This is a genomic window from Streptococcus sp. oral taxon 071 str. 73H25AP (assembly GCF_000146755.1).
In the GTDB taxonomy this organism is placed as follows: Bacteria; Bacillota; Bacilli; order Lactobacillales; family Streptococcaceae; genus Streptococcus; species Streptococcus oralis_T.
Genome location: NZ_GL397254.1, coordinates 1,549,489 through 1,560,147, shown reverse-complemented (window position 1 = coordinate 1,560,147; position 10,659 = coordinate 1,549,489). Strand labels below are relative to the sequence as shown.

Genomic DNA, 10,659 nt, shown 5'->3' with positions numbered 1-10,659 from the left:
TTATATAGAAATAATTTGAAGATTAAATTTTTTTGACTTGTCTTAATTAAATAAATATGATATGATGTAATCAGGGATGTATTTATCAAGGTTTTGCACTTGTATAAATATGTTACACAACCAATGATTGAAAGTGTCCAGTGTGTAGGAAAGCGTTAACTTGTTTTAGCTAACAAACAGCATGAGGGGCTCTCGTTTGTTGGGCTTTTCTTTTGGACTTGGTTAAATCAAGGTCCTGAAGGGAATAGCATGACTTCCATACAGAAATAAATTTCATAAAAAGCTGTTTTATGAAATGTTTTAATATATATTAAATTTCGTCCGGAAGGTGAAATAATTTTAGAAAAGGAGAGGCAATGAAGAAAAAAGGCAGTCTATTTTTAGTTCTAATTCTGCTTATGAACACAATTTTACAAGGAGTGAGTGGTGCTTCTCTTGCTTTTGCACAAGTACAGACCAGCCCGTCTTCTGCTCTAGTGAGTAACTCTGCTGAAACTGCCAAAAAAGAAGACTCGGGAAGTTCTAGTAGTGAAACTCAGAAAAGCACTGTCAATAAGAGTCAGGAAACCTCTAGTAGTTCTAGTCAAGAAAGTAACAGCTCAACGAGTCAAACAACTCCAGCTGCGACTACATCAAAAGATGATGACGATGCATTACCACCAGGCCCTCCTCCTACACCGACGGCAACAGTTCCAACTGTCACGATAAAGCCAAATGCAAATACGGCTTATCGTACAGATGAACAGATTACCACTTATGTGGATATTGATGGAACTAGTTTAACCTCAGACATAGAAGAACCTTATCTAGATATTGAAATGCCAACCACTCTATATCAGAGCGGTAAGGTGCTGAACACAGATGCTTATCTAGATAACTTTACAGTTCCGACCGAAGGTATCACTCTAATCAAAAGTGCAGAAAAAATAGTGAAAAATGGGAAGACGATTTATCGTATTCGTTTCAATTCCATTACATCAACAACCAAGATTAGCATACCTTATGTTTTTAGCTTTACAAACGGGTTAGTTCCAAAAGACTATAAGCTACAACCAAAGGTTACTCTTAAGGATAAGAATGGTGGAGTTCTATACACAGGAAATGATCAGGAGTATACTCCAACTTATCCAAATATGAACCTAACAAAGGTAGTTGCTACTAGTAGCGAAGATGGTCAGCTTCTCTACGGAGGAACAGCTAAGACAGAAGATCCGACTAGAATTTCTGAAACCGGTGCAGAGCCTATACCGTTCAGTTTCACATATCAAGTACAGGCAAATTCAGGTCAGCAGCGGATGATGAAAAAAGTCGTCATCAAGGATACGCTACCGACTTATACGAATAGTCAGGGTCAAAAGGTTACTGCTAAATTTGACCAAGCCCTTAATCCTGGCTGGACTTACGATAGTAGCACTGGCACAGTGACCTATACAAAGGAATTCTTAGAAAGTGAATTTGATACGGACTTCCGTCACAATATTGACGTCAGCAAGGCTATGTTGTACCTATCTTTTCCTGATGCTAAGTATAAAGACGGCAACAACAAACCTACTTTTACAAATAAGGCGGATATCACAGCAACTCCTTTCAATCCATCGCCAAATGAAGAATATAAAAATAGTGACGATATAACTTTTAATCTCATTGCAGATGATTTCAGTGGGACGGGGCTTCTTTCCAAGAGGACAGAACACCAGACGGTGCAACACGATGTAGCTGGACTTTACGCACAGCGACTAGACTATACAGTCAAGGTAGAAAACAAACTATCAAAACCAATGCAAGAGATTACTCTGGTTGAAGATGCCAGCAAGTTTGACTCAAGGCTGTATTTCACTAGCGTCGATTCTTTCTTTGAAAGACAAGGATCAAATAGTAAACCTATCAATGACAAGATGGAAATCCGTGCCTATAAGAGCGATGGTAATTATGATACTTTTAAGCCAGGACAGCAGATTAATGAAGAAGCACAAAATGAGCTAAATACCGCTGCCGAAAAGATCCGAAATGGAGAAATGACAGAATCGGCAGTGCCGGCTGTCACTCCAAAATACACTAAAATAACTATCCACTTTATTAAGGGCTATGAATTACCAGTTGGAAAGTACATTGATGGTTTCGTCTATATGGCTTTCAAAGACCCTTATCATGTTCCTTATTCTGCTGCAAAGGATATAAAAAATGTGGTCGGTCTTGAAGCGAAAGTGAAAAACTCTCAAAATCAAGATGTTCCAATTAATATATCCGATGAATGGAGCAAACAGTTTGTACCATTTGTAGAAAAGATTCGTCTATCAAAGAATACAGATGGACAAACTTCAGGTATCGAGGGAGAATCAGTCTTCTTCCTATTGGGATTAAATTTTGAACAGCTTTCTAAAGCACGCTACCTAAAGAATCCAACGCTTGTTGATCTTCTTCCTAAAGGGGTTAGTATTGCACCAGGTGTAGACAAAACAAAAGCAGAAGATATGCTTGAAGCAATCGGGCTAGCAAATCTGGCCATGATTGATAAATTTTCAGTTATTGAAAACTACAATGGTAGTGGTCGAACAGCGGTCAAAATCAAATTAAAATCAGGTCTGGTAAAAGACTTAAATAACGGGACAGGTTATGCTTTCAAACTAAAGGGATTAAAAATCAATAGTGACATTATCCCAAGTAAGGCAGAGACCCCAACTTTCAATAACACGAATGAACTTTATTTCTACCAAGACAATGGTCAACCGTTCCCAGATGCCATTCATTCCGATTCAAATCAGATTGTGGATGACGAAAGAGACATCAACATGAACGGCGACACTACGGACAAGGTCGTAAAGGCAACTTCAAAGGTTATAGGGAATGTAACAGAAAGTCTGCAGAGTGTTAAGATGATCCGTAGTACAGAGCCACTGGTTGAAGGTGGGCCTCAATATTATGGTCGAGACTTCAGTAAAGACGGTATTGAAACAGAGTACGGTGGGTTAACTTCCACTTCGGGTCACTTCCAATATGACCTGCAAGTGCGAAATTACTACGATAAAGATCTAACAAGGGTGGAAATTTACGATGTCCTTCCTCATGTTGGAGACAGCGGTCGAACGACAGCGGGTGGTGCCGAATCTGCCTTTTCAAACACCTTGACAGGTCCAATCACTGTGAAAGTCGGTGATGAAGATAAGACAGCGGATTTTGATATTTACTATCGAACGGATAAATATCCATCCATGAATGCTGCCACAGAGGTAAATAGTTCACATTGGACAAAGAATCCAGGCGACTATAAAGATGTAACAGCAATCAGGATTGTTTCTAAACCAACAACGGTCATTCATAAGTACACCATTTTGCATGCAATCCTGGATATGAAAGCTCCGGCTTATGACAAGGATCATAATATTGGTGGCAAGACGGCTGTTAATACTTTCCAAGTAAAATACAATACCGAACCAAAATTTGGTGAATCCAATGTAGTTACCAACAAAGTCAACAAGCGAATTACCATTCCGGTTGAGAAGGAGTGGCGTGACTCTGAAACAACACATTCTAAAATAACGGCACAGCTTTACGCGACTTGGAAGGAAGACGGTGTTGCAAAAGAAGAGCTTAAAGAAGAAAAAGAGCTCTCTGACAGCAATAACTGGAAAGATACCTTTAGTCCGCTACCAGATGAAGAATCTGCCGCTAAATTATTACAAAAAGAAGCAGCGGAGAAGAAAATCACCGACTTTAAGTACGTGGTCAGAGAAAAGGAGATTCCACCTGAATACGATGCCGATTATAGCGGTGACGCTCAAAATGGATTTGTCATCACCAACACGAGGTATCCGTCAATTAAGATCCAGAAACTCTGGTATGACAAGGACGGCAATCCGATTGCAAATGACCAGCTACCGAAGAAACTAGAGGTTAAGTTGTACCGGACAACGGACGGACAAACTCAAAATGGAGAGCTTGTTGAGACAATTCAGTTGGAACGAAATGCGACAGCTCCATATCTATGGGAAGCTACAAAACGCTACCCACCTAAGGATAAGACCACCGGTAAGTACTACACCTACTACATCGAGGAGGTTGTTCCAAAGTATTATTTGGAAATCAGTAATGCGTCTGAAAAGAAAGTAACCTTTACAGATACAAATATCGGAGAAACAGCAACCTTGACGGTGAAAAATAAGGTGAATCCGACTTATCCAAACACGGGTGGCTCAGGTATCCTACCATATATTTTGATGGGAACTTTAACATTAACATTGGCAGTAATTTTACATTATATGCAAAAAAATAGAAAGGCTTTTTAGGAGGCAAAACAATGAAAAACGTAAAACGATATTTCCTCTCGTTCTTAGCAGCTCTTAGTATCGTGCTTTTAGCATTTGGAGCAGTTAAAGCTTTTGCGCAAGACAACGCACCTGGCGAAAACGATACCTACGATGTTGTTTTGACAAAGGTTAAACTGTCAGACTTGACAGGTTGGCCAAAACAAACTGGTGTAAACAATGAAGATTACACTGGTCAAAAATTGAATGTGACAGACTATTTTGGTTCTGGAGCTAAAACATTGGCAAATGTTTGGTTTGATGTCTACAAAGACACTCCAACAGGTACTCCTGTAGCTGGAGCAGCAACAGGAGCTGATGGTACTGTTACATTTACTGGTCTCAAAGCTGGTAAATACTATATCGTTGAAAACAAAGCAAAATCAACACTTACTTCAGATGAACAATTGGCTAACTCAGCTGCTGTTCCTGTGGAAATCAATCTTCCAGTCTTTAAGGCTACAGGTGGATGGTACACAACTGGTACTGACGCTGTTCATGTTTATCCCAAAAATACCGTTGACAAACCAAGTATTGACAAAGTAGTTAGCGAAGACGCTAAACACGATACTGCTCTTGTTGGTGAAACAAAGACCTTCAAGGTCACTTCTACAATGCCAGAAGGTATTAAAGACTATAAAGTTTTAAAATTCACCGATAAGTTCTCAGCAGGTTTGACTTACACAGGCAACCTTGTTGTTAAAAATGGTGGCACTGTTGTAAATCCTTCTAACTATTCAACTACTGGTACAGATCCAGTTGGTACAAAAGGAGCAGCAATTAGCATTGCTTTCAATGAAGATTACATCAAAACATTAAATCCAAAAGATGTTATCACTATTACTTATGACGCAGTCATCAATGAAGAAGCGGTTATGGGTGCAGCCAACCCCAATGATGTTAAGTTGACTTATGGTACTAACCCAGATTCAACAAAAGAAGTTAAACCTAATGAAACTCCAGAACTCCACACTGGTGGTGCTAAGTTTGAAAAAATTGACAAAGCGACATCAGCTAAACTTGCAGGGGCTAAGTTTGTTGTTACAAATGAAGCTGGTGACAAGTATTTGAAACAAACAGCTGCATCAGGAACAACTCCTGCTAAAAATGAGTGGGTTGCTAATAAAGCAGATGCAACTGTCTTCACTTCAGCAGCTGATGGTACTTTTGAAGTTAAGGGGCTTCCTTATGGTGTAAAAGGAAATGACAACGCCACTGGTGAAACTAAGTACAAATTGGTCGAAGTTGAAGCACCAACAGGTTACGCTTTGTTGCAACAACCAGTTGAGTTCACTATCTCATCAACAACTTACACAGGTGGAATTAACCAAGTTAACAACAACAAGGTAACAATTCCACAAACGGGTGGTATCGGTTCTGCTCTCGTGATTGCAGCGGGTGTCTTGGTTGTCGGTTTAGGTTTCATTGCAAAACGTCGTTCAGCTAAGTAATAAAATGAAGAAGTAAGGACAATCCTTACCTCTTCACTAGGGTATTTAAAAGAGTTGAATATCCTAGTGAAGAGTGCAAGTGCTATGTTTTAGGAGGATACTATGACAAGAAAAAGTATATTGAGCAGTCTGCTATCCATACTTACGGCCATTGTTATTTTGGTAGCTTTGCGGCCATTTACAACCGTCTCATCTCAGGAAAATCAAGCCTCGTCAGATGCAACCTACGATATTGTGTTAACCTTGGTTAAGTTAAAAGATTTGAATGGTTGGCCCAAAGGTGGAGGAAAAGATAGTTATTCTGGACAACCTTTAGACATTGAGAATTATTTTGGTAGTGAGGCCTCAACCATTGATGGCGTTGCCTTTGATATTCACAAGGATAAGGCGGATGGAGAGCTTGTTCAAACAAAGATAACTGAAAATGGTGGTCGTCTCATCTTTAGCGGTTTGAAGGCAGGTAAGTACTATATTGTTGTCAATAAAGAAAAATCAAAGTTAGCAGGAAATCAGATGTTGGGTGATACGACACCAGTTCCATTAGAAGTAGAACTGCCTGTGACAAAACCCGATGGCAGCTATTTCACGGTAGGAAATGACGCCGTTCATGTCTATCCCAAGCAAGTTTTAAAACAGAGAGAAGACAAGACGAGTTTTAAAGTTCGGAAAGAATGGAAAGGTAAAAAGCTAAACAGTATCACTGTTCATCTCAAACAAAATGGGCAAGTCATTGATGAAATTGAGCTGAATGACAGCAACAACTGGGAACATACCTTTATGAATTTAGAAAAAACAGATGCGGCAGGGAAAGATTACACCTACACAGCTGAAGAAGATGTTCCTAATGGCTATACAGCAACTTATCAAAACATGGCAGATAAAACTGGCACTGTGATTACCAATACATTTGTGCCACCGACTACGCCAAGAACACCGATTATCAAAACGGGAACCTTAGCCATTTATTGGTTTTTAGGATTTGCCGTCGTCTTAATCGGGATAGGATATAAGCTTTATAAAAGCGAGAAAAAACACTGATGAATCAGTGTTTTTTTATGATATTCCATAGCCGTTTGCTGAAAAAGAGAAAGATTGCTGTTCCGACAATCACAATCAAATAAGGGGCAAGCCTTTGTAATTTGAAACCAAGTTTAATATGTTGGTTGCTAACAAAGGGAATCAAGGGATTAGTAGATACATTTTGCTTTTTTTCACTATCTGAAACAACTCTTTTTGCATTGACAAGGAGCCGTTTGTCATATCTTGGTTCGTTCATACAGGTCATGAGCGTAACCATGTCTTCATTTTCGATTGGTTTAAGTTTTTCGCCTTCGTATTCATCAATGATCTCGCTATCGGTCACTTCGTATTCTAGATTTTTTCCAAGAATATCGAAATAAATTTTATCTCCTTTTTTGAGAGAGGGGAGAAAGTAGAAAGACACGTCATTATAATTAATTCTATGTCCTGCGATAATCGGTCGTTGCCCTTTTATACCCAGAGGAGCAGATGTTCCGACGAGAGTCGCTACGCCCTTTAGGAGCTTATCATAGTCAGCGTCAAGATAGAGGTCGAAATGCTGTCCTAAAGCAGGAATGGTCATGCGTCCAGCGACTTGATTGGTATCTAGCAGATCTGAGTAGGGCGTTTTTTGCTTGGCGTCGGTCTCTTTTTTTGTTAGGAAAATATCTTGGATAGCTCCGGTGACAGTGGTTTGTTCTAAGGCTGTTCGTAGTTTTTGGAATGTTTCCTCGCTGGTCTGCTGATAGGTGCGCTGAGCATTGGATTGCCAAATGTCCTCTTTAATCATAGATAAAAAAGGAAAGAGGAAGAGCGCAATTCCAATTAACAGGAGGCTCAGCCCAAGTAATTGTTTTTTCTTTTTCATGAAAGTGATGTTTCTTTTCCTTTCTTTCTTAACATTTTAAAGAGTAGATAGCCTAAGAGTAGGAGGATGAGTCCGGTAGCAAGAAGGATAAACCATTTGTATTGGGCAAAAAAGTCAATCTTTGTTTTTTTCTCCTTTTCAGCTTCGTGGAAAGGTATGCGTTTGCCTTGAACGAGTAGGCGATGAGAATTGATCATATAAGGTGTGCAAGTCAAAAGAGTGGCACGATCTTCGTCTTCTTTAACCAGTATTGGTTTGAAATCGGTAGGCTCAACGGTTAAAATCTTATCTACCTGATAAGCCAAGGTTTCCTTGATATTGGTGATGTAAAAGACATCTCCGACCTTTACCTTATCCAAGTCGGTGAAAAGTCTGGCTGTGGGAAGTCCTCTGTGGGCGGTGATGACCGTATGGGTGCTAACTCCACCGACGGGTAGGCTGGTTCCTTCTAAGTGGCCTGCTCCGTTTTGCAAGACATTCTCAGATGACCCTGCCCGGATGGGAATTTTTTGATTGATAGAAGGGATAGTGACATAACCAATTTTTTCTTGCAGTTGCAACATGCGAGCATATTCAGCTACACCTTCCTCTTTTTTTCTGCTTGAGAAAGGGTCTCCTATTTTTTCCGGGGACAAGGTGCTGTTATAGGCTTTAGCGAGTTCAATGCGTTTTTCAACATCTTGATCAACTAATTTACCTTTCTCGTCGTCAAATTGCTTTGTTTCCTGCATAGTCACATATTGGTAATAAATCTGACTGACAAAGGGATAACAGATTATCAAGCAACCCAGAATGGTAAGTATCTTATGGCTTAGTTGTAACCATTTTTTGTTTTTCTTTTTTCTTGACATGATAGCTCTTTCTATGCTTTTTTCGATTTCCACTTATTCCAAGCCAAAATAATGAAAATGAGGAATAGAATTGCGAAAACGACTAGATAAAGCGGTGGAATAGAGATATGACTAATCGGACTTTTCACTTTTTCTTCACTTGGTTTGTAAGGGATCCGGTGGCCTCGCACAAGTAAACGGTGTGAATTGATCATATAAGGAGTACAAGTCAGCAAAGTCACATAATCTTTGTCAGGTACGATATTTAAGGAATCAAATTGAGTCGGTTCAATCACCGTTATGGAATCAACCTCGTAGGCAAGTGTTTCAGCGATATTTTGAATGAAAAATTTATCGCCTACCTTCATTTTATCCAAGTCGGTAAAAAGGCGATTATTGGGCAAGCCCGTGTGGGCAGTTAGAACAGTGTGGGTGTTCTGACCACCAATCGGCAAACTGGTTCCTTCAAGGTGCCCCACCCCTTTTTGTAAGACTTCTTCACTTGAACCGGCATAAATAGGCAGGTCAACATCAATTTTAGGAATGGAGATTCTACCTATTTTTTCATGAACAGTCAGCATTCGAGCATATTCTGCTTGCCCTTTAGCGTTTTCTTCTTTGGTATAGGGATCTGTTATTGTCAAATTTTGTAAAGAGCGGTTGTAAGCAGTAGCTAGTTTTATCCGTTCCGTCACGTCTTCAGAAGTTAATTTTTGTGCAGACGAATCAAAGTCCTTAACCTCTTGTTTGGTCTGGTAATTGTAATAAATTTGGCTAATAACAGGGTAACTGATGATGAGGATACCGGCTATAATCGTTAAGTTTGTCAATAAATTAAAAAATTTTTTCATTATATTCCTTTGATGTTAGCAGTTATTTTTGTCGCTGGTAAGATTATTATATTTTTATCTACTTAACCATTATATCATAAATAGCGGTTCTATTTGCTGATTCGTTACTAAAAAAATCCCAGCTCCAATCTTTACCTCCTTTTTCAAAAAATGCTATACTGGTCATAAGGAAATAAGTGAGGCGTTTTATGTACGAATTTCAAAATCCTAGTGATTACATGATTCAGACCTATTTGGAGACGAGTAAAGTGATTGCAGTAGTTGGACTTTCTGACCGCGAAGAAACGGCTAGCAATCGTATTTCAAGGGTCATGCAGGAGCTGGGTTATCAGATCATTCCGGTCAATTCTAAGTTAGCGGGTCAAAAGATTTTGGGCGAGACGGCTTATGCGCGTTTGCAGGATATTCCTATTTCCGTGGATATTGTCAATGTTTTTCGGCGAAGCGAATTTTTGCCGGATGTGGCGCGTGATTTTATTGAGACGGATGCCAAGATTTTTTGGGCGCAGCTGGGACTTCAAAGTCAAGAAGCGGAAGAAATTTTGCGGGTGGCAGGTCGCAATCATATCGTCATGAACCGTTGTATCAAGCGCGAGTACAATCGTTTGGTGAAGGAGATTGACTAATGGCGCAACTAGTCATCATTCGGGGTAATTCCGACTCTGGGAAAACCAGCCTAGCTAAAAAATTACAAAATCATTTTGGTCGTGGGATGCTTGTGATTTCACAGGATCTTGTCCGGCGTGAGATGCTAAAGGAAAAGGTGGAACCAGATAACTTATCTATTTTTCTAACAGAAACGTTTCCACTTGTAGCCTTTCATCAATGATTTACTCTCGCGAATAACTCCAAGCGGCCTTGCATAACGTCTCTCAGTAATCTGATCGTAAAGAACCTACTCTGTTTGAGAATAAGCATAATATTTAGGCAGGTAGATAGATAGTCCAATGATACCGAGGGGAATACTAACAATGATTGCAATGATTGCTACGGTGATCAACCCGTTGTTTAGCAGGTACTCATTATTAAATGCATTAGGGAGCTGCTCAAAAGATTCACTAACTATTCTACCCCAGTGTTCAATTCCTCCATTAGCTACTACGATGTACCACATCAGTACATAGATTAATACCCCGAAGGTGAAAGTCATAATGGACAGCGCCCATATTAGACCCCATAGAAAAAGTAATAATGATTTAACAAGAACTGTTACAAAGATCTTTCCGATCAAATCACTTTGAAAGCCACGAAGAGAATCTTTAAAGCTGACAATTTCTGTTTGCTTGCAGATAAGTTCAATCGTTCGGAAAATAATAGATGCTAGCGCAATAGCAAGAA

7 protein-coding genes and 2 pseudogenes are annotated in these 10,659 nt (G+C 39.6%); 5 read left to right on the top strand and 4 right to left on the bottom strand.

Annotated features, from left to right (window positions below):
* Nucleotides 1-356: 356 nt before the first annotated feature.
* The 3 genes from HMPREF9189_RS09755 (at nucleotide 357) to HMPREF9189_RS09745 (ending at nucleotide 6,790) form a co-directional block, all read left to right on the top strand.
* Entirely contained in the window at nucleotides 357-4,283 is a 3,927-nt protein-coding gene (locus HMPREF9189_RS09755) for a Cna B-type domain-containing protein (protein ID WP_009755438.1), read from the top strand.
* An 11-nt stretch (nucleotides 4,284-4,294) separates the two neighbouring features.
* The gene (locus HMPREF9189_RS09750) at nucleotides 4,295-5,752 is read left to right on the top strand and encodes a SpaH/EbpB family LPXTG-anchored major pilin (RefSeq protein ID WP_000800138.1); all 1,458 of its coding nucleotides are present in this window, start codon (nucleotides 4,295-4,297) and stop codon (nucleotides 5,750-5,752) included.
* A gap of 102 nt (nucleotides 5,753-5,854) precedes the next feature.
* On the top strand, nucleotides 5,855-6,790 hold the full coding sequence (locus HMPREF9189_RS09745; protein ID WP_000197277.1) for a Cna B-type domain-containing protein: 936 nt from the start codon (nucleotides 5,855-5,857) through the stop codon (nucleotides 6,788-6,790).
* Nucleotides 6,791-6,794: 4 nt separating this feature from the next.
* On the opposite strand, the gene HMPREF9189_RS09740 is transcribed toward HMPREF9189_RS09745, so the two are convergent.
* Genes HMPREF9189_RS09740 through HMPREF9189_RS09730 form a run of 3 tightly spaced genes read right to left on the bottom strand, consistent with a single transcriptional unit; the run spans nucleotide 6,795 to nucleotide 9,321 of the window.
* A complete protein-coding gene (locus HMPREF9189_RS09740; protein ID WP_000727545.1) occupies nucleotides 6,795-7,640 on the bottom strand; it encodes a class C sortase in 846 nt (281 codons plus the stop codon).
* The gene (locus HMPREF9189_RS09735) at nucleotides 7,637-8,491 is read right to left on the bottom strand and encodes a class C sortase (RefSeq protein WP_000087615.1); all 855 of its coding nucleotides are present in this window, start codon (nucleotides 8,489-8,491) and stop codon (nucleotides 7,637-7,639) included. Before HMPREF9189_RS09735 ends, HMPREF9189_RS09740 begins: the two co-directional genes overlap by 4 nt.
* Before the next feature lie 11 nt (nucleotides 8,492-8,502).
* Nucleotides 8,503-9,321 carry a class C sortase gene (locus HMPREF9189_RS09730; protein WP_000713118.1) on the bottom strand — a complete coding sequence of 273 codons (819 nt, stop codon included), beginning with the start codon at nucleotides 9,319-9,321 and terminating at the stop codon, nucleotides 8,503-8,505.
* Between the two features lie 188 nt (nucleotides 9,322-9,509).
* Here HMPREF9189_RS09730 and HMPREF9189_RS09725 point away from each other — a divergent pair, with 188 nt between their 5' ends.
* The gene (locus HMPREF9189_RS09725; protein WP_000272876.1) at nucleotides 9,510-9,947 is read left to right on the top strand and encodes a CoA-binding protein; all 438 of its coding nucleotides are present in this window, start codon (nucleotides 9,510-9,512) and stop codon (nucleotides 9,945-9,947) included.
* A pseudogene (locus HMPREF9189_RS09720) lies at nucleotides 9,947-10,123 on the top strand (toxin); the annotation flags it as partial. The gene HMPREF9189_RS09725 and the pseudogene HMPREF9189_RS09720, both read left to right, overlap by 1 nt.
* 93 nt (nucleotides 10,124-10,216) lie before the next feature.
* Here HMPREF9189_RS09720 and HMPREF9189_RS12575 read toward each other — a convergent pair.
* Nucleotides 10,217-10,659: pseudogene (locus HMPREF9189_RS12575) on the bottom strand (DUF975 family protein); the annotation flags it as partial.